At 59.7% G+C, this 22,081-nt stretch carries 25 protein-coding genes and 1 tRNA gene; 9 read left to right on the top strand and 17 right to left on the bottom strand.

Annotated features, from left to right (window positions below):
* Window position 1: 1 nt before the first annotated feature.
* The 6 genes from pheT to thrS all read right to left on the bottom strand — a co-directional run bounded on the left by pheT (window position 2) and on the right by thrS (window position 6,647).
* On the bottom strand, window positions 2-2,380 hold the full coding sequence (pheT, locus tag LIX93_RS08925) for a phenylalanine--tRNA ligase subunit beta (RefSeq protein ID WP_226503623.1): 2,379 nt from the start codon (window positions 2,378-2,380) through the stop codon (window positions 2-4).
* Window positions 2,381-2,407: 27 nt separating this feature from the next.
* Window positions 2,408-3,424 (bottom strand): phenylalanine--tRNA ligase subunit alpha, encoded by a 1,017-nt coding sequence (pheS, locus tag LIX93_RS08920; protein WP_226503622.1) that lies wholly within the window; start codon window positions 3,422-3,424, stop codon window positions 2,408-2,410.
* A 108-nt stretch (window positions 3,425-3,532) separates the two neighbouring features.
* Window positions 3,533-3,889 (bottom strand): 50S ribosomal protein L20, encoded by a 357-nt coding sequence (gene rplT / locus LIX93_RS08915; protein ID WP_226503621.1) that lies wholly within the window; start codon window positions 3,887-3,889, stop codon window positions 3,533-3,535.
* A gap of 29 nt (window positions 3,890-3,918) precedes the next feature.
* Window positions 3,919-4,113: a 50S ribosomal protein L35 gene (rpmI, locus tag LIX93_RS08910; RefSeq protein ID WP_002553160.1), complete on the bottom strand. Its 195-nt coding sequence runs from the start codon at window positions 4,111-4,113 to the stop codon at window positions 3,919-3,921.
* Between the two features lie 60 nt (window positions 4,114-4,173).
* The gene (infC, locus tag LIX93_RS08905; RefSeq protein ID WP_226503711.1) at window positions 4,174-4,725 is read right to left on the bottom strand and encodes a translation initiation factor IF-3; all 552 of its coding nucleotides are present in this window, start codon (window positions 4,723-4,725) and stop codon (window positions 4,174-4,176) included.
* Window positions 4,725-6,647, bottom strand: coding sequence for a threonine--tRNA ligase (gene thrS, locus LIX93_RS08900; RefSeq protein WP_226503620.1), 1,923 nt, complete (start codon window positions 6,645-6,647; stop codon window positions 4,725-4,727). The genes infC and thrS overlap by 1 nt, the downstream gene beginning before the upstream one ends.
* A 380-nt stretch (window positions 6,648-7,027) precedes the next feature.
* Between thrS and LIX93_RS08895 the strand changes: the two genes are divergently transcribed.
* Together LIX93_RS08895 and LIX93_RS08890 are read left to right on the top strand one after the other, a co-directional pair.
* Window positions 7,028-7,327 carry a hypothetical protein gene (locus LIX93_RS08895; RefSeq protein ID WP_226503619.1) on the top strand — a complete coding sequence of 100 codons (300 nt, stop codon included), beginning with the start codon at window positions 7,028-7,030 and terminating at the stop codon, window positions 7,325-7,327.
* Between the two features lie 289 nt (window positions 7,328-7,616).
* Entirely contained in the window at window positions 7,617-7,829 is a 213-nt protein-coding gene (locus tag LIX93_RS08890) for a cold-shock protein (protein WP_003234260.1), read from the top strand.
* An 87-nt stretch (window positions 7,830-7,916) separates the two neighbouring features.
* On the opposite strand, the gene LIX93_RS08885 is transcribed toward LIX93_RS08890, so the two are convergent.
* Both LIX93_RS08885 and LIX93_RS08880 read right to left on the bottom strand, forming a co-directional pair.
* Complete coding sequence (locus tag LIX93_RS08885; RefSeq protein ID WP_260524731.1) at window positions 7,917-8,246, bottom strand: I78 family peptidase inhibitor; 330 nt, start codon at window positions 8,244-8,246, stop codon at window positions 7,917-7,919.
* Window positions 8,247-8,385: 139 nt separating this feature from the next.
* The gene (locus tag LIX93_RS08880; RefSeq protein WP_226503709.1) at window positions 8,386-8,691 is read right to left on the bottom strand and encodes a hypothetical protein; all 306 of its coding nucleotides are present in this window, start codon (window positions 8,689-8,691) and stop codon (window positions 8,386-8,388) included.
* Between the two features lie 191 nt (window positions 8,692-8,882).
* Between LIX93_RS08880 and LIX93_RS08875 the strand changes: the two genes are divergently transcribed.
* From LIX93_RS08875 to LIX93_RS08860, 4 genes are all read left to right on the top strand, one after another.
* Window positions 8,883-9,113, top strand: a complete 231-nt coding sequence (locus LIX93_RS08875) for a hypothetical protein (protein WP_226503618.1) — start codon at window positions 8,883-8,885, stop codon at window positions 9,111-9,113.
* Window positions 9,114-9,367: 254 nt separating this feature from the next.
* Window positions 9,368-9,568, top strand: a complete 201-nt coding sequence (locus LIX93_RS08870) for a DUF1654 domain-containing protein (RefSeq protein ID WP_226503708.1) — start codon at window positions 9,368-9,370, stop codon at window positions 9,566-9,568.
* A gap of 53 nt (window positions 9,569-9,621) precedes the next feature.
* Window positions 9,622-10,464: an endonuclease/exonuclease/phosphatase family protein gene (locus LIX93_RS08865; protein ID WP_226503617.1), complete on the top strand. Its 843-nt coding sequence runs from the start codon at window positions 9,622-9,624 to the stop codon at window positions 10,462-10,464.
* 9 nt (window positions 10,465-10,473) lie between these two features.
* Entirely contained in the window at window positions 10,474-10,869 is a 396-nt protein-coding gene (locus LIX93_RS08860; RefSeq protein WP_226503616.1) for a hypothetical protein, read from the top strand.
* Here the strand turns inward: LIX93_RS08860 and LIX93_RS08855 are convergent.
* From LIX93_RS08855 to LIX93_RS08835, 5 genes are all read right to left on the bottom strand, one after another.
* Window positions 10,863-11,318 carry a flavin reductase gene (locus tag LIX93_RS08855; protein ID WP_226503707.1) on the bottom strand — a complete coding sequence of 152 codons (456 nt, stop codon included), beginning with the start codon at window positions 11,316-11,318 and terminating at the stop codon, window positions 10,863-10,865. The two genes, LIX93_RS08860 and LIX93_RS08855, sit on opposite strands and share 7 nt — an antisense overlap.
* A gap of 53 nt (window positions 11,319-11,371) precedes the next feature.
* A complete protein-coding gene (locus LIX93_RS08850; RefSeq protein ID WP_226503615.1) occupies window positions 11,372-13,153 on the bottom strand; it encodes an ABC transporter permease subunit in 1,782 nt (593 codons plus the stop codon).
* A 21-nt stretch (window positions 13,154-13,174) separates the two neighbouring features.
* Complete coding sequence (locus LIX93_RS08845) at window positions 13,175-14,506, bottom strand: LLM class flavin-dependent oxidoreductase (RefSeq protein WP_226503614.1); 1,332 nt, start codon at window positions 14,504-14,506, stop codon at window positions 13,175-13,177.
* 45 nt (window positions 14,507-14,551) lie between these two features.
* Complete coding sequence (locus tag LIX93_RS08840) at window positions 14,552-15,622, bottom strand: extracellular solute-binding protein (RefSeq protein WP_226503613.1); 1,071 nt, start codon at window positions 15,620-15,622, stop codon at window positions 14,552-14,554.
* A 76-nt stretch (window positions 15,623-15,698) separates the two neighbouring features.
* Entirely contained in the window at window positions 15,699-16,718 is a 1,020-nt protein-coding gene (locus tag LIX93_RS08835) for an ABC transporter ATP-binding protein (protein WP_226503706.1), read from the bottom strand.
* 341 nt (window positions 16,719-17,059) lie between these two features.
* On the opposite strand from LIX93_RS08835, the gene LIX93_RS08830 reads away from it, so the two are divergent.
* Window positions 17,060-17,734 carry a DUF1028 domain-containing protein gene (locus LIX93_RS08830; protein WP_226503612.1) on the top strand — a complete coding sequence of 225 codons (675 nt, stop codon included), beginning with the start codon at window positions 17,060-17,062 and terminating at the stop codon, window positions 17,732-17,734.
* Between the two features lie 4 nt (window positions 17,735-17,738).
* Here the strand turns inward: LIX93_RS08830 and LIX93_RS08825 are convergent, their stop codons facing one another.
* Both LIX93_RS08825 and LIX93_RS08820 read right to left on the bottom strand, forming a co-directional pair.
* Complete coding sequence (locus tag LIX93_RS08825; protein WP_226503611.1) at window positions 17,739-18,668, bottom strand: LysR family transcriptional regulator; 930 nt, start codon at window positions 18,666-18,668, stop codon at window positions 17,739-17,741.
* Between the two features lie 182 nt (window positions 18,669-18,850).
* Window positions 18,851-19,420 carry an SPOR domain-containing protein gene (locus tag LIX93_RS08820; protein ID WP_226503610.1) on the bottom strand — a complete coding sequence of 190 codons (570 nt, stop codon included), beginning with the start codon at window positions 19,418-19,420 and terminating at the stop codon, window positions 18,851-18,853.
* 113 nt (window positions 19,421-19,533) lie between these two features.
* Between LIX93_RS08820 and LIX93_RS08815 the strand changes: the two genes are divergently transcribed.
* On the top strand, window positions 19,534-19,827 hold the full coding sequence (locus LIX93_RS08815; RefSeq protein ID WP_226503609.1) for a DUF6388 family protein: 294 nt from the start codon (window positions 19,534-19,536) through the stop codon (window positions 19,825-19,827).
* Window positions 19,828-19,939: 112 nt separating this feature from the next.
* Here the strand turns inward: LIX93_RS08815 and LIX93_RS08810 are convergent.
* Window positions 19,940-20,016: transfer RNA gene (locus LIX93_RS08810), tRNA-Val, on the bottom strand.
* Window positions 20,017-20,198: 182 nt separating this feature from the next.
* On the opposite strand from LIX93_RS08810, the gene LIX93_RS08805 reads away from it, so the two are divergent.
* A complete protein-coding gene (locus tag LIX93_RS08805) occupies window positions 20,199-21,482 on the top strand; it encodes an FAD-binding oxidoreductase (RefSeq protein WP_226503608.1) in 1,284 nt (427 codons plus the stop codon).
* Between the two features lie 15 nt (window positions 21,483-21,497).
* Here LIX93_RS08805 and LIX93_RS08800 read toward each other — a convergent pair whose 3' ends face one another.
* On the bottom strand, window positions 21,498-22,079 hold the full coding sequence (locus tag LIX93_RS08800; protein WP_226503705.1) for a peptidase C39 family protein: 582 nt from the start codon (window positions 22,077-22,079) through the stop codon (window positions 21,498-21,500).
* Window positions 22,080-22,081 lie beyond the last annotated feature (2 nt).

Below are 22,081 nucleotides of genomic sequence, written 5' to 3'. Positions count from 1 at the left end.
GCTACTTCCTTAACGTGGCGTTCAACCTTTGTTCGAGCGAGGTGAGGATGTCTTGCGTCGTGGAGTTCACCTCATCGTCATTAAGAGTGCGCGATGGATGCTGCCAGGTCAAGCCAACTGCAAGGCTTTTTCTATGCGGATCAATACCTTTACCCTGGTAGACGTCAAACAGCCTGAGGTCTGTCAGCCATTCACCGGCCTTTTCACGAATCACATCCAGTACCGCGCTGGCTGGCACATCGCGATCAGCTACGAGCGCCAGGTCACGACGCACTTCCGGGAAGCGCGAAAGTTCATGGAATTTCGGCAGCCGGCCCACAGCCACTTCAGCCAATATCACTTCAAACAGGAATACCGGACGATCCAGCCCCAGCCCCTTCACCAACTCTGGATGCAGTGCGCCCAGATAGCCAACTTCGCGGCCGTCACGCTCGATACGAGCGGTCTGGCCGGGGTGCAGTGCTGGGTGCTTGCCGGGCGTGAAGGTGAATTCATCCAGTGCACCGGCAAAGCCGAGCACCGCTTCCAGATCCGCCTTCACATCGAAGAAATCGATGCCATCGCGACCTTGCGCCCAGCCTTCCGGCAGACGCGAACCGCAGACCACACCGGCCAGCATCGGCTCTTGCTTGAGGCCCTCGAGCTGGCCCACAAAGCGCAGGCCACTCTCGAACAGCCGCACACGATCCTGCTGACGATTGAGGTTGTGCTGCAATGCCTTGACCAGACCCGGCCACAGCGACGAGCGCATCGCCGCCATGTCGGCAGAGATCGGGTTCGCTAACAGCAGCGGTTCCACGCCTGGGTTGAACAGCTCGAACCACTTCGGATCGATGAAACTATAAGTGATTGCTTCCTGATAGCCACGCGCAACCAACAGGCGGCGCAGCAGCGGCAAGTCGCCAGCAGCTTCTGCTTTGGCTTGCGGGGCCAAACGCGCTTGCGGATAACGGACCGGGAGGTGGTTGTAACCGTGCAGACGGGCCAGCTCTTCGATCAGATCGACTTCCAGGCTGATATCGAAACGATGGCTTGGTACGCCGACGAGCCATTGGCCTTCACCCTGAGAAGCAAGGGTCAAACCCAGGCCCTTCAGGTGGCGTTCGATATCTGCGGCCGGGAACTCCATGCCGAGCATCTGGCTGACGCGTTCGGCGCGCAGCAGCACAGGCTCGATCTTTGGCAAGTGGCTTTCGCTGACCACTTCGATGATCGGACCAGGCTCACCACCCGTGATTTCCAGCAGCAGGCCAGTGGCGCGCTCCATAGCTTCACGGGTCAGTTGCGAATCGACGCCACGCTCGAAACGATGCGAGGCATCGGTGTGCAGCCCGTAGGAACGAGCCTTGCCGGCGACGGAAATCGGCTCGAAGAAGGCGCACTCAAGGAAGATGTCCCGGGTCTTGCCCGAGGTACCGCTGTGCTCACCACCCATCACGCCAGCGATGCCAAGAGCACGGCTATGGTCGGCGATGACCAGGGTATCGCTGCGCAGGGTGACTTCCTGGCCGTCGAGCAAGACCAGCTTCTCGCCCTCTTCTGCCATACGCACCCGAATACCGCCGTCGATTTCGGCGAGGTCGTAGGCGTGCATTGGCTGGCCGAGCTCGAGCATCACGTAGTTGGTGATGTCGACCGCGGCATCGATGCTGCGCACGTCGCTACGGCGCAGACGCTCGACCATCCACAGGGGCGTAGGCTTGGCCAGATCGACGTTGCGGATCACACGGCCGAGGAATCGCGGGCACGCGGCTGGTGCGACGACTTCAACGGAGCGGACTTCGTCGCTGACCGGGGCCACAGTGGCCACCACTGGACGAGTTACAGGCGAGTTGTACAAGGCGCCGACTTCACGGGCCAGGCCTGCCAAGGACAGGCAGTCGCCGCGGTTCGGGGTCAGGTCGACCTCGATGCTAACGTCGTCAAGCTGCAGGTACACCCGCAAATCTTCGCCCACCGGTGCATCGACCGGCAGCTCCATCAGACCGTCATTGCCCTCGCCCACTTGCAGCTCGGACTGCGAGCAAAGCATGCCGTTGGACTCGACACCACGCAGCTTGGCCTTCTTGATCTTGAAGTCGCCTGGCAGCTCGGCACCGATCTTGGCGAACGGAATTTTCAGGCCCGGGCGCACATTGGGCGCTCCGCACACGACCTGGAACGTCTCGGCGCCATCGCTGACCTGGCACACACGCAATTTATCGGCATCGGGGTGCTGCTCGGTTGAAAGCACTTCGCCGACCACCACACCACTGAAAACGCCCGCGGCCGGGGTCACGCTATCGACCTCCAGGCCGGCCATGGACAGACGCGCCACCAGCTCGTCCCGGGACACTTGCGGGCTTACCCAGCCACGCAGCCATTGTTCACTGAATTTCATCCTGCTCTCCTGAAAGATTCGTTACGGCTAGCGAAATTGCGCGAGGAACCGCAAGTCGTTGTCGAAGAACAGGCGCAAGTCATTGACGCCGTAACGCAGCATGGCCAGCCGTTCGGCGCCCATACCGAAAGCAAACCCCTGGAACTCTTCAGGGTCGATACCGGACATGCGCAGCACATTCGGGTGCACCATGCCGCAGCCCATGACTTCGAGCCAACCGGTCTGTTTGCAGACCCGGCAGCCTTTGCCACTGCACATCACGCACTGGATATCGACTTCAGCCGAAGGCTCGGTGAAGGGGAAGAAGGACGGACGGAAACGCACCGCCAGTTCCTTTTCGAAGAACACCCGCAGGAATTCTTCGATGGTGCCTTTCAAGTCCGCGAAATTGATATCGCGGTCGATCAGCAGTCCCTCGACCTGATGGAACATCGGCGAGTGGGTAATATCCGAGTCGCAACGGTACACGCGACCTGGGCACACGACCCGGATCGGCGGCTTCTGCGATTCCATGGTCCGCGCCTGCACCGGAGAGGTGTGGGTACGCAGCAACATGTTGGCATTGAAATAGAAAGTGTCATGCATCGCACGGGCCGGGTGATGGCCTGGGATGTTGAGCGCTTCAAAGTTGTGGTAGTCGTCTTCGACCTCAGGGCCTTCGGCAATGCCGTAGCCAATGTGAGTGAAGAACTGCTCGATACGCTCGAGGGTACGGGTCACCGGATGCAGACCACCAGAGGTCTGACCGCGGCCCGGCAGGGTCACGTCGATCTGCTCGGCAGCGAGCTTGGCACTCAGCTCGGCTTCTTCGAACGCAGCCATTCGCGTGTTAAGGACTTCTGTGACACGTTCCTTGGCATCGTTGATCAGCGCGCCGACTTTCGGACGCTCATCTGCCGGCAAATTGCCCAGGGTCTTCATCACCTGAGTCAGCTCGCCCTTCTTGCCGAGGAATTGAACCCGGATCTGCTCCAGGGCATTGATGTCTTCAGCGTGTTGCACGGCCTCCAGAGCTTGAGAGACCAGCGCATCCAGGTTTTCCATGTACAGACTCCAGATACAAAATAGGGGAAGAGCTAAAGGCTCTTCCCCTATTTATGACGTTTAACACCGCCGAGCGCCGAAGCGCTCGCCAGTGATTGTCGTGGGTACTTAGGCCAAGGTGGCTTTAGCTTTCTCGACAATCGCAGCAAACGCCGCTTTTTCGTTCACAGCCAGATCAGCCAGAACCTTACGGTCGATCTCGATGGAAGCTTTTTTCAGGCCAGCGATGAAACGGCTGTAGGACAGACCGTTAACACGAGCACCAGCGTTGATACGAGCGATCCACAGAGCGCGGAACTGACGTTTTTTCTGACGACGGTCGCGGTAGGCGTATTGGCCTGCCTTGATGACCGCTTGTTTGGCTACACGGAATACGCGCGAACGAGCGCCGTAGTAACCTCTAGCCAGTTTCAGAATCTTTTTGTGACGCTTACGGGCAATGACGCCACGCTTTACACGAGCCATGAGTAAATTCCTCTATTCTTAACCAAAAATTAACGAAGGCGCAGCATGCGCTCGACTTTTGCAACGTCAGACGGATGCAGCAGGCTGCTTCCGCGCAATTGACGCTTACGCTTGGTCGACATTTTGGTCAGGATGTGGCTCTTGAAAGCGTGCTTGTGCTTGATGCCGTTGGCGGTTTTCAAAAACCGCTTAGCTGCACCGCTTTTAGTCTTCATCTTTGGCATGTTCGGATACTCCGCATTCAGTTGATAAACATAACCGCAAGGCCTGCCGTGCCCTGGTGGTTATTTCTTTTTCTTGGGGGCGATGACCATGATCAGCTGGCGTCCTTCCATCTTCGGCATCTGTTCAACGGAACCGTACTCCAGCAGATCTTGTTCGACCCGCTTGAGCAGTTCCATGCCCAGCTCCTGATGCGCCATCTCACGACCGCGAAATCTCAAGGAAATCTTGGCCCTGTCCCCATCACTCAGGAAACGTACCAGGTTGCGAAGTTTTACCTGGTAATCCCCTTCCTCCGTCCCTGGACGAAACTTGATTTCTTTAACCTGAATCTGCTTCTGGTTTTTCTTCGCCGCGGCGATCTGCTTCTTTTTCTCGAAGATCGACTTGCCGTAGTCCATCACACGACAGACAGGCGGTACCGCGTCGGCAGAAATCTCTACCAGATCCAGCTTCGCTTCTTCAGCGATACGAAGCGCTTCATCAATCGAGACGATGCCAATCTGCTCGCCGTCAGCGCCAATTAACCGAACCTCGCGTGCCGAGATATTCTCGTTGATCGGGGCCTTCGGTGCAGCTCGTTTATCTTGTCTCATTTCACGCTTAATAGTAATTACTCCGAATCTTGGCGACCACGCCGGGAAACCGCTTGTGCGAGGAACTCGGTGAATTGGGCGACGGGCATGGAGCCCAGGTCTGCGCCTTCACGGGTACGCACAGCGACAGTTTGCGTTTCAACTTCACGATCTCCGATGACCAGGAGATACGGAACCTTGAGCAAAGTATGCTCGCGGATTTTAAAGCCGATCTTTTCATTTCTCAAGTCAGACTTGGCACGAAAACCGCTTTCCGTCAGATTTTTTTCCACGGACAGGGCAAAATCGGCTTGTTTATCAGTGATATTCATGATCACCGCCTGAGTCGGCGCCAGCCAGGCCGGGAATGCACCTTCGTAGTGCTCGATCAGGATACCGATGAAGCGCTCGAACGATCCGAGGATCGCACGGTGCAGCATCACAGGATGCTTGCGGCTGTTGTCTTCGGACACGTATTCGGCGTCCAGACGGATCGGCAAGTTGAAATCGAGCTGCAGTGTACCGCACTGCCACACTCGACCGAGACAATCCTTCAGCGAAAATTCGATTTTCGGGCCGTAGAAGGCGCCCTCGCCGGGCTGCAGGTCGTACGGCAGGCCAGCATGATCCAGCGCAGCGGCCAATGCCGACTCGGCGCGATCCCACAATTCATCGGAACCAACGCGCTTTTCAGGGCGAGTAGACAGCTTGAGCTGAATGTCCTTGAAACCAAAATCGGAATAGACCTCCATGGTCAGCTTGATGAACGCCGCCGATTCGGATTGCATCTGCTCTTCGGTGCAGAAGATGTGGGCGTCGTCCTGGACGAAGCCACGCACACGCATGATGCCGTGCAGCGCGCCTGAAGGCTCGTTGCGGTGGCAGGCGCCGAACTCGGCCAAGCGCAACGGCAGCTCGCGGTAGCTCTTCAGACCCTGATTGAACACCTGCACGTGGCAAGGGCAGTTCATCGGCTTGATGGCGTAGTCGCGGCTCTCGGACTCAGTCGTGAACATGTTCTCGGCGTAGTTGGCCCAGTGCCCGGAGCGCTCCCACAGGCTGCGATCGACCACTTGCGGGGTCTTGATCTCGAGGTAGCCGTTTTCACGCTGCACCTTGCGCATGTACTGCTCAAGCACTTGGTACACCGTCCAGCCTTGAGGATGCCAGAACACCATGCCTGGCGCTTCTTCCTGGAGATGGAAGAGGTTCAGGCGCTTGCCCAGCTTGCGATGATCACGCTTTTCGGCTTCTTCGATGCGCTGAATGTAAGCGGCCAGCTGCTTCTTGTCCGCCCAGGCAGTGCCGTAGACGCGTTGCAGCTGTTCATTCTTGGCGTCGCCGCGCCAGTAGGCGCCGGACAGCTTGGTCAACTTGAACGACTTGAGAAAACGGGTGTTCGGCACGTGCGGACCGCGGCACATGTCGACGTATTCTTCGTGGTAGTACAGGCCCATGTTCTGCTCATCGGGCATGTCTTCGACAAGGCGCAGCTTGTACTCTTCGCCACGCGCCTTGAACACTTCGATGACTTCGGCGCGCGGGGTGACCTTCTTGATCACGTCGTAGTCGTGATCGATCAGCTCGCGCATGCGCGCTTCGATAGCGGCCATGTCGTCGGGGGTGAAAGGGCGCTCGAAGGCGATGTCGTAATAGAAGCCTTCGTCGATGACCGGGCCGATGACCATCTTGGCGGTCGGATACAGCTGCTTGACCGCATGGCCAACCAGGTGAGCGCAAGAGTGGCGAATGATCTCCAGCCCCTCCTGGTCCTTCGGCGTGATGATCTGCAGGCTGGCATCGCCCTGGATCAGATCACAGGCATCGACCAGCTTGCCGTCGACCTTGCCGGCAACGGTGGCCTTGGCCAGACCGGCGCCAATGGAAGCGGCAACGTCTGCAACAGACACTGCGTGGTCGAACGAACGTTGACTACCGTCGGGAAGAGTAATGGTGGGCATGGCGCCTCCTCTCCTAGTGGTGACCCCTACCAAAGGTCACGTGGGTTGGGATGAGCCAGTACAAGATCCGCATCGGGCCTGCTTGATGGCAAACGCCTGCCTCACAGTGGCAGTTGTCGCCAAGCCCAACGAGTACGAACCAGAGTGACTGGATGGTGCGAAAAAGGGTTAAGCCCGCAACAGAACGGTGCCTTGCGGCGCCCCAGAGCGTTGCGGGAGGCCATCCTAGCATAGATAGAGGCGCGGATTGCGCGCAGGTGTTGTTACAAGGCGCCACAACAGTGCAAAAAGCCGCCGCACGGTGAACTTGCGCGCCACTGCCTGGTTCTGATGTGTTGAATAATCCTCACCATCCTTATCGATAACAAGGAGCACTTCGCATGCGTCTTCAGTCCCTCATCACCCTGACCGCCCTCGCCGCCATTCTGCCATTCGCCAGCGCCCAGGCGGGCACGTGGCCAGCGGGCACCAAGGACACTTTCCTGAAACAGTGCGAGGACACCGCTGGCCAGCACGTATCTGCCGCCATCGCCAAGCAGCATTGCACCTGCAGCGCCGATGCCATCGCCAAGAAACTCAGCGATGCTGACATAAAAGCGTTGACGGGGCCGACCGCCCCCAGCGAAGAGTTGCAGGGCAGAATGATGGCTGCCGTGAGCGCCTGCCAAGTACAAAAATAGCCCGCATCGGGCGCAAAAATGGCTTTTTGCGCCCGATTGCAGACAAAAAACTGCCCTGGAGAGATTTTTTTTAAATAATTTACGGGTTTTTTTTCACCCTCGGTCGATCGTCAACCCCCTGTAAAATAAGGGCTATTCGCAAAACCCAGATGCCGACAGAGTGATTACGCTTCGCAAATACTGCATTCAGGGAGCTACACAGCCGGCATTTAGACTATGATAGCTCGGTGTGCCCAGTTGGCCTGAGCAGCACAGCACTACTGAATATTATGTTTCTTGGAGATTCACCATGTCTAATCGCCAAACCGGCACCGTAAAGTGGTTCAACGATGAGAAAGGCTTCGGCTTCATCACTCCTCAAGGTGGCGGTGACGACCTGTTCGTTCATTTCAAAGCTATCGAATCCGACGGTTTCAAAAGCCTGAAAGAAGGCCAGACTGTTTCCTTCGTGGCCGAGAAAGGTCAGAAAGGTATGCAGGCTGCTCAGGTTCGCGGCGAGTAATCTCCCCGAAACTGAAAAAACCCGTCTTCGGACGGGTTTTTTTATGCTTGTAATTTACCTAAAACCCTTCAAATGCCGGTCTTTCGATCAACCGCAGTTGACGCGCGCCACCACGCCCTGAGCGTCGACATTGAGATTCAAGCGCTCCGAGCGATACTCCAAAGTCATGATGTCCCCAGGCCGAAGAATACGTGCCGTTTGCGCTCCCGAGCGTTGCTGAGCCTGTTGCAGCAAAGCCGAACTGGCCATCTGGCCCACGGCGAATTTTGCCAGGTCGGAATCGCAGCGGCCATCAGTCGCTACGACCGGCGCGGATGCAGGATCGGCAGCCGGCGACTTGTCGGCACCCCCAGTAGAGCAGCCAGCCAACGCCAGTACCGCGAGCAAGGGAAGGGATGAAACGCGCATGCAGGGCATGAAGCCTCCTAGAGTGAAATTTGCCTTTCGTGCGACAACATCACTGCCGTCATGTTGCAAAAGGCCCCAATTTTGCCCGAGATAGACGCCTTGCATGACGGCGCAATCGTGTCAGGATGTTTACCAACCCCGCAAGAACTCAATAGACATCGATGTAGTCTTGCCCGGGATTGGTCCAGTGCTCACGCAGCGCGTTGAAGATCTGCCGCACCCATACCTCATCACACGCCGCAACCTCACCGACACAGCCGGACCCCGCCGACCAGGTCTCAAAGCGAAAGCACAATCCTTCGATCGCCGCCCCACCTATCGCATCGACAGAAAGATAGGCCATCCCCGCCGAACTGACCCGCAGCTGGTTGTGTACCGAATCCTGGCCGCTGGCGATCAATAGACGGACCGCCGACTCGGTAAATTGGTCAGGCTCTTTGAGATCGATCTGCACGACAGTTTCCCTGAATTCGAAAAGCCCCAAGTGTGGCATGTCGTCGGCGTGATGCCCACGTGCAGGTGCGAAACCTTGCGCAAAATGGTTTACTGCACCCATCGGATCGGCATGGCCGCGCCACGCCACCCAGCGCCCCAAGGCCTCGGCCACAAGGCACCGCCACGCACAGCAGGCACTGCGAGAACCCCATGGCAAACGTAACCATACACTCCCGAATCGATGCGACGTGGCCTCAGGGGCAGTCCAACTACAGCCCGGGCAACCCCGAAGAACTGGCGATCATCGGTATCGACCTGCTGATTCGTGAGCTTGGTATCGAGGCCGCGCACTTGTTTGTCGGCAAGCACTTCGAACGTTATTTCGCCCAACAGCACGTGCCCCACACCCAAACCTCGGGTGAAGTCTCTCACGCGAGCTGAGCCCTCCCGCCATCTGGCGCCCGCCCATGCGAGCGCCAGGCGCTACTCCTCGATTTTCCCTATCTCCTTGTTCACCCTGTATTTTTTGCCCAACTCCTGCAGCAAAATTACAAAATCGCTGTCTGAGGCGCTTGTTGCCCTCCTCCCTGTTGCGAAAAGTTCTGCAGTGAAATACTGTATACACATACAGCAACCCAAGGAGCCGCTTCGTGGCGAAAACTTCTGCAGCCCCCGCTCTCAGCTCTTTTGCAGTCATGGGCACCCGCATACAAAAAATCATCAACGGCACCAACGCGCAAAAATCCAAAAGCGCGCTGATCTTCAAGCTACCGCAAGAGTCCGACGACGACTGGGGCAACCTGCTGGAAGAGATCGCTGAAAACGACAACGTCACCCTCGCCCACCGCGATGACGGCGGTGTACAGCTGTTCTGGACCGTTCCCAAGGAAGACTGAAACACGCCTTCAACGATACGGCCCGTCAATACCCTCCCGCTTTTCGGATAACCATGAAAAAGATTTTCCTGGCAGCGCTGATGCTGCTGACCCTGTCTGCCCAAGCCTTCGCCGATGTACGAATCGGCACCTGGAACCTCGAGCATCTCAGTGTCCGCCCCAACAAGGACATCCCCAGTATTGCCAAGGTCGCCCAGCACGTGGACTTTCTCGCGGTCCAGGAAGTAATGAGCGAAGAGGGCCTGCTCGCCCTCAAGAATGCCCTGGAGCAAGTCACCCACGAGAAATGGTCGATGCTCGCGTCGGATGCCTCAGGGCGCAGTTCATACAAGGAAATGTACGGTTTCGTCTGGCGCGACAGTGCAGTGACCTACCTGGACGGCGCGACCACTTACATTGACCGTCGCGATCTGTTCGCCCGAGAGCCCTTCTCGGCCCGCTTCAAATCCACGGCGGATAAAAGCGCGTTCGTTGCCGCCACCGTGCATATCGTCTACGGCAAATCCACCAAGGACCGCTCCAAGGAAATTACCGCCTTGGGTGACTACTGGGACTGGCTCGGCCAGACCTATACCAAAAAGCCAGCAATTCTGTTGATGGGCGACTTCAACACCAAACCCACATCGCCGGCCTGGGCTGATATCCGCACCCGCGCTTCGCCACTGGTCACTGACGGCGCCAGCACGCTATCGGTCAAGGATGGCAAGTTCGCCAATCTGTACGACAACATCATCGTTGCCAACGACAGCCCGATAAAAGTGAAGAGTACGCAGATCTTCAACTACCCGGCGTTCCTTGGCATGACCCACGAGAAGGCGCGCAAGACCGTGTCGGACCACGCGCCGATCTTTATGCAAGCGCAGTTCACCAATACTCTGGCGGTCGGAAAAAACTAGGAGGGATGCATGCGTTTTACAGTATTGCTGGGCGCAACGCTGTTGTGCCTAGGGGCCATGGCTTCAGCCGAAGCGAAGGACATCGCCCCTGCCGATCTCAAACTGTGCAAATGGGGGGCGGGTATCGCCGCTCAGGCGCAGCAGGCAAAACTCAGTGGCAAGACGCTTTACAGCACACGCAAGCACTTGCTGGAGAAAAAATACCCCAATCCCGCGATGAGCAAAATGGCGGTGGGCATCACTAACCAGACATTTGCCAGCAAAAGCCGCGTCAAACCTGCCGTGGTCAGCAAGACCTACCTGGATGGCTGTATCGCCCACGAGAAGCGCCAACGCGCTGCCGCCGCCAAGTCAAAGCCCAGGGCCGAGCCGACCAAGTCCGGGGGCAGCAAGCACGCTCACTGACCGGCAGGCCCCGCATGATAGTTGCGGTCCACGTACAGCAGGCCGGGTGAATCGGCCTCGCAGAGGATCGCCACTGCCTCACAGATCAACAGGTCATGAGTACCCACCTGCAAGGTCTGCACTATCCGGCAGTCGAAGTTGGCAATGGCTCCGTGCAGTACCGGTGATCCGGTCTGCAAGGTGGTCCACTGCCCTTTGGCGAAGCGCTCGGCCATGGATGTCTTGCCCCCGAATACCTGCGAGATCTCCTGCTGCTGCGATGCCAGGGTGTTGACGCACAGCACGCCGTTCTGCACCACAGCGGCATACGCCGAGGCATTGCGGTTCAGGCACACCACCAAAGTCGGCGGCGTATCGGTCACGCTGCACACCGCCGTAGCGGTAAAACCGGTTTCCCCAGCCGGCCCATTGCTGGTGACCACGTGCACGGCAGCTCCCAGACGGGCCATGGCATCACGAAAGGTAGCGATGGCTACCTGTGGGGTTTCAATCAGTTGTTCAGTCACGATGCACTCGCTTGATGATCGGCAGGACGGAAATATTCCATGAGGGAGAACAGCACACAGACGATCAACAGTACCACCACCGAAGCGGCAGCGAGCGTCGGCGTCACCTGCAGCAGGATATCGTCCCACATTTGCTTGGGCAGCGTGGTCTTGAGCCCGCCGCCGATGAACATCGCCACGGTCAGTTCTTCGAACGATTGCAGGAACGCCGTCACCAGGCCGGCGAACAGCCCACCCTTGATCAACGGCAACGTCACCTTGCAGAACACTCGCCACGGCGCGGCGCCCAGAGTAGCGGCAGCCTGATCGAGACGCCAGTCATAGTGCTTGAACGTCGCCAGTAACACCACGAAGGCCATGGGCAAGGCAATCACGGTGTGTCCGATGATGATCCCCAGATTGGTGGCGACCAGTGACATGTGCGCGAACAAATAAAACAGCGACACCGAGATGACGATAGGTGGCACGATCATCGGCGTCATGAACAGCAGAAACGCCACGCCACCCAGGCGACTGCGGCTACGGGCCAGGCCGAACGCCGCCAGGGTGGCGAGCATTACCGTGATCAGCGCGGTAACGATGCCGATACCGAATGAGCGCAGGGTCGCCCCCACCCACAGCGGCGACTGCAGGTATTGAGCGAACCACTTGAAGCTCAGGCCTGACGGCGGGAAGGTGAGGAAATTCGATGAAGTGAAGGCCATAGGCACAAAGGCCAGGATCGGCACGATCAGGACCGCCATGACCAACCAGGCATAGCTCGACAGGATCCAGCCCGCGTCGCGTGCGCCGAACAGCCGCAACCAGGCCCGCGCCAGGCCGTCGCACAGATTACCCATGATCGCCGCTAACCCAAGCCCCAGTCGGCGCGTCAGGCCGTCACGCTGATGGCGGTCACTGGAAGCACCGGACAAGGTCGACAGGCCGAAAGTCCGGTCATAGATGAAGCAAGTGGCCAGCGCTGCCAGTACCAGCATCACCGCGATGGCCGCGCCCATCTGCCAGTTCTGCAGTTGATTGATCTGCACGATGATCAACTGACTGAGCATGGTGTCCTTCGCCCCACCCAGCAAGGTTGGAGCAATGAAAAAACCCAGCGCGCTGATGAACACCAGCAAACCGGCCGCCGCCACCCCCGGCATCGACAACGGCAGATAGATCCGCCAGAAGCGTTGCGGTGCGCTGGCTCCTAACGTATCCGCTGCCTGGCTCAGCTGTCGATCGATTTGATTCATGATCGGCAGCATCACCACCACGGCCAGCGGCAACAGAGTATGAACCATCGAGAACACTACGGTGGCACGCTGAAACAACAGCTCGCCATGGGTAAATCCCATGACCGCCAGCAAATCGTTGATCACACCGTTGCGCCCTAGAAACACCAGCCAGGCAAAGTTCTTCACCAGCGCGCTGGTCCAGAACGGCAGCAGCACGAACAACGCCGATATCCGCTGGCGCCTGGGGCTCATGCGGGCCAGCCAGTACGCCAGCGGATAGCCCGCAAGCATGCACCAGAAGGTGGTTTGCAAGGCGATTGAAAACGTCACGCCCAGCGTGCGGGTATACACACCACCGGCGAACACCTTGTTGAACGCGGCCAGGGTCCACGCGCCGCTGCGTGGATCCTGAAGACTGACCACCAGCAACTGGAACGATGGATACAGTAGAAACGCAGCGAGAAACACCACGCCCGGGACTGCCAGCCAGATCGCGCTCAACGCATGCCAGGGTGCCCGAGGGGCCTTGGACCCTACGGTTTGTATCGCCAGCTCAGTCATAGCGACCTCCTGCAGGTGGATTCAAACGTGCCGATTGGCAGGCCGCGCCAGGCCCAGGTGGTCACGCAGGGTCTTGCCGGTGTATTCGCGCTTCATCAGCCCGCGCTCCTGCAGCAAGGGCACGACCTGCTCGACGAAGTCCTGCATGCCGCCCGGCATGGTATGGAAAATCATCATGAAGCCGTCCGCCGCACCGCCGTCGAGCCATTCCTGCATGTGATCGGCCACCTGCACGGCGGTCCCACGGAAGGTCACGTTGCCACGCTCGTAGCGCATGCACATTTCCCTAAGGGTCAGCTTCTCAACGCGGATCATGTTGACGATGTAATCGAAGTATGCGCGATGGAAATTCGACGTCGCCGGGATCCGCTCTTCCGGAATCGGCTCGTCCAGCGGCAGATCGGACAGATCGGTTTCCAGGTCCTGGGCCAGGCGCATGCGGCCGACGTCGGGATGAATCATGTTTTGCAGGTGCTGGTACTTGGCTTCTGCCTCTTCAGGGGTCGCGCCGATGACTACCGACAGACCGGTGAGAATCTTCAGTTCGTCAGGAGAACGCCCGAACTTGACTACCCGGCTCTTGAGATCGTCGTAGAAGACCTTGCCCTTGTCCACGGTCGGATCGGAGGCGAATACCACTTCAGCGGTTTTCGCCGCGAAGTCCTTGCCGGTTTCCGAAGCACCGGCCTGGATGATGACCGGCTTGCCCTGCGGTGCGCGGGCGATGTTAAGCGCACCGTGGACATTGAAGTACTTGCCGTCGTGGTGCACCGCGTGTTGTTTTTCAGGCAGGAAGTTCAGGACATTGGCCTTGTCATGGACGAAGGCATCGTCTTCCCAGGTGTCCCAGAGCGCCTCGACCACTTCCATGAATTCCTTGGCCTTATCATAGCGTTCAGCGTGGGGCGGCAGCTTGTCGAGGCCGAAGTTGCGCGCCGCGTAGTCATTGGCGCTGGTGACCACGTTCCAGGCCGCGCGGCCGTGGCTGAGGTGATCGAGGGAAGCGAATTGGCGCGCCAGGTTGTAGGGCTCCATGAAGCTGGTTGAAGCCGTGGCACCCAGGCCGATGTGCTTGGTCGCCACTGCCAGCGCCGACAGCAGGGTGATGGGTTCGAACACGTTCATGAAGAACGGAAAGCGCTTCCAGGCGTACAGATTGTCGGTGCGCGCAGCGGGGGTGTCGGCGATGAAGAAGATGTCGAAACAGCCACGCTCGGCGAGCTGCGCCATGGAGATAAAATGCTCGATGCTGGTGGAAGCATCGTCCGGCGTACCGGTCTGCAGCCACGAGGCCGGATGGGCGCCGGTCCCCTGGATCAGGGTGGCCAAGGCCATGTGTCGAGTGGTGCTCATGTACAGGTTCCTGGAGTCAGTGGACGTGTGGCGATGACGCCGGGATCAACCCAGCATCCATTCCTGAAAGCGTGCAACGACGGCGTCGTAGTTGCTGCCCCACCAGGTGGAATCCAATTCGGTGAGGTGCTTGAGGTTGTCCGGGGAGCTGGGCAGGACGGCAGCCTGCTCAGGGGTCATGAATTCGAACGCGCGCTTGTTGCTCGGGCCATTGGCACTGAGCGACGAATACACCGCCTGCTGCTCGGGACGCATGCAGAATTCGACGAACGTGCGCGCCAGGTCGAGCTTGGGGGTGCCCACCGGGATCGACCAGCCATCTACCGAATAGAGGCCTTGAAACACCATGTTCACAGGAGCGCCGGAGACTTTGGCGGCGTAGCCACGGGAGGTCCAGGTATCGGCGATGTCGACTTCGCCACTTTGCAGGATCTGCGTATTCTGCGCGCCGGCGGACCACCAGACGGAGACATCATCGCGAATCTGGTCAAGCTTCTTGAACGCACGATCGACATCCAGCGGGTAAAGATCCTTACCGGCCACGCCATCGGCGAGCAAGGCCATTTCCAGGGTTCCCCAAGGGCTCTTGTACAGGCCGCGGCGCCCCGGAAACTGCTTGGTATCCCAATAATCGGCCCAGGTGGCCGGCGTTTTGCCCGCGTAGGTCTTGGTGTTGTAGGCCATGATGATGCCGAACACCGAGAAGCCCAGCCAGTTGCTCTTGAGCATGCCCGGCAGCACGTCCTGACCTTTGGCGGCAGGAATGTTCAGGTCGGCGAGGTAGTTCTTGGGCGAGGTCAGGCGCGCCACGTGGTCCTGGGTCACCATGCTGACGTCCCAGATGTAGGTCTTGGCATCGACGAGCAGCTTGAACTGGGTCACCGGATCGGAGTCATGGGCGACGCTGATCACCTTGATGCCGGTTTCCTTTTCAAAGGGATCATAAAACGCCTTGCGCAGGGTTGGGCCGACCGAGCCGCCAACGTCTGCCACGGTGATGGTCTCGGCGCCAAACGCGCGATTACCGCTCCACATGCTGGAAAGCGCCACGCCGGCGGTCGCGACGCCGGCCCCCTTGATCACATTGCGGCGCGAAAAACTCTTGGCATCTGACATCACTGCTTCCCCGAATAAATAGACTTTCGAATGATTTGGCAGGCTGATAAAGCCAACGCAGGCGACAACGACGGCCTTACGCGGGAAGAAAGCGAGCGTGCTGCGCGAGCCATTCGAGACCGATTCGACTGCCGATCGTCAATGGCGCATCGCCGCCCGAACGGCGCACGACCAACAAATTGCCTGAAGCCAGGCGTACCACCACACGGGTCTCGACGCCCGCGTACACCGAGTCGACGACTTGCCCCTGCAAGGCGCCCTGCTCGGCGGCCACTGCATGCAGGTGTTCGGGGCGGATCACCAGCGCGCCGGACTGGTTCGCCTGCGCGCCATGGCCCTCGGGCAGTGCGACGTTGCCGTCGGCGCCGTCGAGGCGATTGCCGGGCAGCACCTTGCCTTCCAGCACGTTGGAAATACCGATGAAGCGCGCCACGGCGAGGGTGCGCGGGCGCTCGTACATCGTCTGCGGATCATCGATCTGCTCGATGCGACCGTTGTGCATCATGCAGATGCGGTCAGACAGCGCCAGCGCTTCATCCTGGTCGTGGGTGACGAAAATGATCGTCGAGCCGGTTTCACGATGCAGACGCTTTATCTCCATCTGCATGGTTTCGCGCAGCTTGCGATCCAGTGCCGACAGGGGTTCGTCCATCAGGATCAGTGACGGTTTGTAGATGAAGCAACGCGCAAGCGCGACCCGTTGCTGCTGGCCGCCGGACAACTCGCGCGGGAAGCGCTGGTGCATGGCGTCGAGGCCGACCATGGTCAGGGCCTCGCTGATACGCTGTTGCGCTTCGACGCGAGAGATACCGCGCATTTCCAGGGCAAAACCTACGTTCTGAGCAACGGTCAGGTGCGGGAACAGCGCGTAATTCTGGAATACCACGCCGATGTCGCGCTGGTGCGCCGGGGCGTGAGTCTGGTCGCGATCATCGATCAGGATTCGGCCACTGGTGGGCGCGACCAGGCCGCTGATGATCTGCAAAAGTGTGGTCTTGCCGGAGCCCGAAGCCCCGAGCAGGGTCAGCAATTCGCCGCTGCGCACTTGCAGGTCGAGGGCATGCAAGGCGTCGATATTGCCATAGCGCTTGCCCAGGCCCTCGACTCGAAGCTTGACCGCTGCGCCGTTGACGGACTGGACAGGGGCTTGGCCTGGCGATGCGTGCGGTAGCTGGGTCAGCGTGCTCAATATCATTTCTCCCGTGCTGGCCTGGCGTTGGCTATACCTACAGAAATGTGGCTGGTCGCTGCATTCTGTTGAGAGAACGGGGATAGCGAAAGTAGGTTTTTTATGGTCCCAAGGCAGGAAAAAGCTTTGCTAGCCCGCCCTCATCGCTAACGACCTTTTAGCGTGGCAAGCACTACAAAAAAGCTCGTTTCGCCCGCCACCGCCTATGGACACAATAACGGCACACCTGGCGAACAGAGAAAACCTGGATGACGTTCTCAATCGTCGGCCGTTGCGCCGAAACCGGTCAGTTGGGCATTGCGATCAGCTCCTCCTCCATTGCCGTAGGCGCTCGCTGCCCTTGGCTGCGGCCGGGTGTGGGCGCCGTGGTAACGCAGAACATCACCCTGCCAGCGCTGGGGCCGCAAGTGCTTGAGCACATGGAGTCCGGCCTGGAGCCGACCCAGGCACTGGAGCGCACGCTCATCCACAACGGCTTCAACCCGTTCCGACAGCTGTCGGCCATCGATCACCTGGGCCGCACCGCGCATTTCACCGGCAGCGAAACCCTGGGCACCCATCGCGCGTTGGCGGGCGAGCAGTGCGTGGGCGCCGGTAACCTGCTGGCCAGTGCGTCGGTGATCGAGGCGTTGGTGCATGGCTTCGAGACCACCTGCGGGCAACTGGCGGATCGGCTACTGGCGGCGCTGCAAGCGGCACTCGCTGCGGGTGGCGAAGCCGGCCCGGTGCATTCGGCGGCGTTAGTGGTGGTGGGGGAATTGACCTGGCCCATCGTCGATCTGCGCATCGACTGGGCGGCGCAGGATCCCATCGGCCAACTGGCCCTGCTCTGGGCGGCGTATCGCCCGCAAATGGACGATTACATCCTGCGTGCTCTCGACCCGGCCAAAGCCCCGAGCTACGGCGTGCCTGGCGATAAATGAGCCATCAGGCCAGCAGCACGGGCTCGGCCACCTTGGGTGCCAGCACCTCGCGGCAGTGATCGACGAACAACTGCGCCGGCTTGGTCAATTGCCCGCGACGCAGCCAGGCCGCCGACAGGCCCGAGCTGGTGACCCGCTCGGCCAAGGGCACGCAGACCAGCTTGTGCCCATCGTAGGTATAGGGCGAGTGTGGGCGGGTCACCAGGATCGAGAAGCCGAATCCGCAGCCGACCATACCGCGCACCATCTCGATCGACGGTGAGCTGAACTGGATGTTCGGGGTCAGCCCACGCTCCTCGAAAATACTCACGAAGTAGTTGCGGCTTGGCAAGACATCCAGCAATACCATGGGCTCAAGCACCAGATCGCTCAACGACACCTTGGCCTGCCGGGCAAAACGATGCCCTTCGGGCAACAAGGCGTAGGGCTGTTGCGGTGCCATCAGCGGTACCGTGTCGATGGTGCTGTCCAGACCGTGCTCGTAGAGCATGGCCAGATCGATGCTGCCGGACGTCAGCGCCTGGACCAGCTCCTGCTGTTCACCGTCGCGGATGCGGATTTCCACCCCCGGCCAGCGATCGCGAAAACCGGCGATCAGGCGCGGCAGGTACAGCGGCGCTACGGTCTCGAAGCAACCGATGTCGATCTGCCCGCCGACGACTTCGTTGTCGGCCAGGGCGTTCTGCTCGAACTCATGGGCGACCCGCAGCAGCTCCAGGGCCTTGCGGTAGAAACGCGCGCCTCCCGGAGTCAGTGTCACACCCTGGGCATGGTGGCGGATGAACAGCTGGACCCCGAAACTTTCTTCCAGATGCTTCACTGCGGTAGAAATCGACGGCTGAGCGATATAAAGCTTGCGTGAGGCCTCGGCCACACTGCCGCATTCGACCGTGGTGATGAAATATTTCAGTTGTCGAAGGTTGTAGGCAGCCATTTTCACCTCGCAGGTGGTGAGTGACCGCATCAAATCAGCGCAAACGACATCGACAGTGGCCGTCAGCGGGCGCGCCGATGGCGGTCAATGACCGCTTGATCGGGCACGCCGGTTGATGCTGGTTCCAGAACTCTATCCCTTTCAAGAACCGGGCCGCTTCTGCGCCAGCAGCCCAATCAGCCTTATTGGGCAGGGACCGCCTGGTGCGCCACGACCACCGACTCGATGCCTTGGGAGGCCATCAATTCGGCGCGCTTGGCATCCGCTTCGGCCTTGTCGGCGAAGGGCCCGAGGTACACCTGAGTCACGCCATCGCGCTGGGCAATGCTGGCCATGAAGCCATGTTCGACCAGGCGCGAGGTCATGTCGCTCAAGGCACCCATGTTGCTGCCCTGGACGATCTGCACTTCCCAGCCAGCCGTGGCACCGGAGGCGGCGACCGCGGGGGCCGGCGGCAACGACGGGCCACAGGCGGCCTGGACCTCGGCGTTGTTGCCGTCCTTGTCGAGAATAGCCTTGAAGCCATCGGCGGTTTTCAACGCTACGTAACTCTGGAAGCCGCCGAAGTTGCCGGCAGCGTCCTTGCTCTTCACCTGCCCGCAGACATTGCCCTGGGGCGTGACGCGAACATTGGTGTACTTGGCCGACGCGGGGTTCTCCAGCAACTGGGACACGGCCTTGCTGGACGTCGAGACATCACTGCCGCACCCTGCCATCAGCACCATCGCCGCTACTGCCGTCAATCTGCGCACACGCCCTCTCCCGGAAAAATAAAGCGGCGATTTTATCACCATCGGATTCGAACCGGGGCGCTGCGCTGTGGCATCATTTCCCATCGAGACCTTCCAACACCTGAGAGACCCGCATGATCCCCAAGCAGCAGCGCCAAGCTATCGCCCTCGAAAGATTTCTCGAGCAGCACCCCGATCTGCGCGAGGAAATCCAGGTTCTGAGCGAAAAGGAACAAAAGGAGCAGACGCTGTGGGCGCTGGAAGATGCCGCCCAGGAACAGGGCCAGGAGCCGTGGGAACTGGTGCTGGAGCTGGTCGCCGAGTCGCCTGAGGAACTCAAGGCCATGCGCCTGGAGGTGCATCAGGAAGTGGCCGAGGCGCTGGGCATGGACTGGGACGAGTATCGCCAGCTCAACGAACTGGATTGACCGCTGCGGGTGGGAGCGTCCTCCTGCCCGTGCAGGACGAAACGCGCACGACAAAAAAGGGCGGCCCTTTCGGGTCGCCCTTTTTTCACCGCCCAGCAGAGCGGATTTTATTTGGTAGGCGCGATTGGACTCGAACCAACGACCCCCACCATGTCAAGGTGGTGCTCTAACCAACTGAGCTACGTGCCTGCTGTGAGGCGGCATTCTACGGATCTGTGCGCTGCTGTCAACTCGTTTTTTTAGGCTAAGCCTATGAATAAGCGTATTTTTTAGTTCGTTCCGTGCAGCGGTACGGCTCCCCCGGTGGTCGTCGATTTTTATCTCAGGTAGCATCGGTGCACTCGTAAAAAATATAGAACAGAGGTTGCAGGATGACGAACACCCCCTATCCCCAGTCCTACTACGCGGCCTCGGCCAACCCCGCCCCTGCACGTCCCCCCCTGCAAGAGCAGCTCGAAACCGATGTATGCATCATCGGTGCAGGCTATACCGGGCTGTCCAGTGCGCTGTTTTTGCTCGAGCATGGCTTTTCGGTCACCGTGCTCGAAGCCGCGCGGGTCGGCTTTGGCGCATCGGGGCGCAATGGCGGGCAGATCGTCAACAGTTACAGTCGCGACATCGATGTCATCGAGAAGACGGTCGGTGCCAGCCAGGCACAACTCTTGGGCAATATGGCGTTCGAGGGGGGACGCATCATTCGCGACCGCGTGGCGCGCTACAACATCGAGTGCGATCTCAAGGACGGCGGGATCTTCGCCGCGCTGACCGCCAAGCAGATGGACCATCTGCAAGCCCAGAAGCGTTTGTGGGAACGCTACGGCAACACCCAGCTGGAGCTGCTCGATCAACAGCGCATTCGCGCCAGCGTGAATTGCGAGCAATACGTCGGCGGCCTGCTGGACATGAGCGGCGGCCATATCCATCCGCTCAACCTGGCCCTCGGCGAGGCCGCTGCTGTGGAATCATTGGGCGGGCGTATCTTCGAACAATCCGCAGCGCTGCGCATCGACCGTGGCGCCAACCCGGTGGTGCATACGGCCAGCGGCCAGGTGCGAGCGAAATTCGTCATCGTCGCTGGCAATGCCTATCTGGGTAATCTGGTTCCTGAACTGGCGGCCAAGTCCATGCCCTGCGGCACTCAAGTGATCACCACGGCGCCACTCTCGGACGAACTGGCCCGCAGCTTGCTGCCCCAGGACTACTGCGTCGAGGACTGCAACTACCTCCTCGACTACTATCGTCTCAGCGCCGACAAGCGCCTGATCTTCGGCGGTGGCGTGGTGTACGGCGCCCGTGACCCAGCCAATATCGAGGCAATCGTCAGGCCGAAAATGCTCAAGTCATTCCCGCAGCTCAAGGACGTCAAGATCGACTATGCCTGGACCGGCAACTTCTTGCTGACCCTGTCGAGGCTGCCCCAGGTGGGGCGGCTGGGCGACAACATATATTATTCGCAGGGCTGCAGCGGCCATGGCGTGACCTATACACACCTGGCGGGCAAGGTGCTCGCCGAAGCACTGCGCGGCCAGGCCGAACGCTTCGACGCCTTCGCCGGCCTGCCCCACTATCCATTCCCGGGCGGCCAATTGCTGCGCACGCCGTTGACGGCCTTGGGCGCCTGGTATTACAGCCTGCGGGACAAGTTCGGGGTCTGAGTCGACAACTTTGGCTTAATGACCGGCGATGGCTTTTACCGCCTTCGCGGCTTCGCTTTCCTGGCCGGTCCTGGCCAACTCGTCGGCCGCCGTCAACCAGCGCTGACGATCCACTTCGGCGGGCAGTTGCGTCGGCCGCTGGATCAGCACGGCCCAGCTGCCGGCATCGCGCCATTTGGATTCGAAGCCGGAGAATTTCATCAGCTTGCGGCGCTCCTCGGCAGAGCGCAGGACCAGGTTATCTTTGAAGCGGTCATAGCCCACCAGGACTGCATAGCGCGGTTCGGACCAGAACAGCGAGCCTTCGGTGTAACGCACCAGCACCGGGTAGCCGGCCGCAACCTGGGCCAGCAACGCGCGCAGGTTTCCGTCGAGCGGATATACCACCATGCCGTATTCACGCGCGACCCTCTGGGTCGAGACCTGGAGCTGGTCGGCCTGTTCCGGCAGGTGCAGCGGCTTGTCGAGCAGCCCTGGGGTGATCTCTACACCTTGCTGGCGCAACAACGCAGCCAAGGCCATTGCTCCGCTGTGGTTAGCCTTGCCGCGGAAATACGGCACGCTATTGAGCTCGACCCGATCCGGCAAGCCGGACATGC

It is taken from the genome of Pseudomonas sp. MWU16-30317, assembly GCF_020515695.1.
Taxonomy (GTDB): domain Bacteria; phylum Pseudomonadota; class Gammaproteobacteria; order Pseudomonadales; family Pseudomonadaceae; genus Aquipseudomonas.
This window is presented reverse-complemented; position numbering and strand designations above follow the sequence as displayed.

What these genes read in the sequence shown, in the direction of transcription:
- LIX93_RS08800 (WP_226503705.1), bottom strand. Translation starts at nt 22,079, where the DNA reads ATGTCCGGCTTGCCGGATCGGGTCGAGCTCAATAGCGTGCCGTATTTC.
- pheS (WP_226503622.1), bottom strand. Translation starts at nt 3,424, where the DNA reads ATGGAAAACCTGGATGCGCTGGTCTCTCAAGCTCTGGAGGCCGTGCAA.
- LIX93_RS08865 (WP_226503617.1), top strand. Translation starts at nt 9,622, where the DNA reads ATGAAAAAGATTTTCCTGGCAGCGCTGATGCTGCTGACCCTGTCTGCC.
- LIX93_RS08855 (WP_226503707.1), bottom strand. Translation starts at nt 11,318, where the DNA reads ATGGCCCGTCTGGGAGCTGCCGTGCACGTGGTCACCAGCAATGGGCCG.
- pheT (WP_226503623.1), bottom strand. Translation starts at nt 2,380, where the DNA reads ATGAAATTCAGTGAACAATGGCTGCGTGGCTGGGTAAGCCCGCAAGTG.
- LIX93_RS08840 (WP_226503613.1), bottom strand. Translation starts at nt 15,622, where the DNA reads ATGTCAGATGCCAAGAGTTTTTCGCGCCGCAATGTGATCAAGGGGGCC.
- LIX93_RS08815 (WP_226503609.1), top strand. Translation starts at nt 19,534, where the DNA reads ATGATCCCCAAGCAGCAGCGCCAAGCTATCGCCCTCGAAAGATTTCTC.
- LIX93_RS08870 (WP_226503708.1), top strand. Translation starts at nt 9,368, where the DNA reads ATGGGCACCCGCATACAAAAAATCATCAACGGCACCAACGCGCAAAAA.
- LIX93_RS08885 (WP_260524731.1), bottom strand. Translation starts at nt 8,246, where the DNA reads ATGCCCTGCATGCGCGTTTCATCCCTTCCCTTGCTCGCGGTACTGGCG.
- LIX93_RS08875 (WP_226503618.1), top strand. Translation starts at nt 8,883, where the DNA reads ATGGCAAACGTAACCATACACTCCCGAATCGATGCGACGTGGCCTCAG.
- LIX93_RS08805 (WP_226503608.1), top strand. Translation starts at nt 20,199, where the DNA reads ATGACGAACACCCCCTATCCCCAGTCCTACTACGCGGCCTCGGCCAAC.
- rpmI (WP_002553160.1), bottom strand. Translation starts at nt 4,113, where the DNA reads ATGCCAAAGATGAAGACTAAAAGCGGTGCAGCTAAGCGGTTTTTGAAA.
- thrS (WP_226503620.1), bottom strand. Translation starts at nt 6,647, where the DNA reads ATGCCCACCATTACTCTTCCCGACGGTAGTCAACGTTCGTTCGACCAC.
- LIX93_RS08845 (WP_226503614.1), bottom strand. Translation starts at nt 14,506, where the DNA reads ATGAGCACCACTCGACACATGGCCTTGGCCACCCTGATCCAGGGGACC.
- rplT (WP_226503621.1), bottom strand. Translation starts at nt 3,889, where the DNA reads ATGGCTCGTGTAAAGCGTGGCGTCATTGCCCGTAAGCGTCACAAAAAG.
- LIX93_RS08895 (WP_226503619.1), top strand. Translation starts at nt 7,028, where the DNA reads ATGCGTCTTCAGTCCCTCATCACCCTGACCGCCCTCGCCGCCATTCTG.
- LIX93_RS08850 (WP_226503615.1), bottom strand. Translation starts at nt 13,153, where the DNA reads ATGACTGAGCTGGCGATACAAACCGTAGGGTCCAAGGCCCCTCGGGCA.
- LIX93_RS08860 (WP_226503616.1), top strand. Translation starts at nt 10,474, where the DNA reads ATGCGTTTTACAGTATTGCTGGGCGCAACGCTGTTGTGCCTAGGGGCC.
- LIX93_RS08830 (WP_226503612.1), top strand. Translation starts at nt 17,060, where the DNA reads ATGACGTTCTCAATCGTCGGCCGTTGCGCCGAAACCGGTCAGTTGGGC.
- LIX93_RS08825 (WP_226503611.1), bottom strand. Translation starts at nt 18,668, where the DNA reads ATGGCTGCCTACAACCTTCGACAACTGAAATATTTCATCACCACGGTC.
- LIX93_RS08890 (WP_003234260.1), top strand. Translation starts at nt 7,617, where the DNA reads ATGTCTAATCGCCAAACCGGCACCGTAAAGTGGTTCAACGATGAGAAA.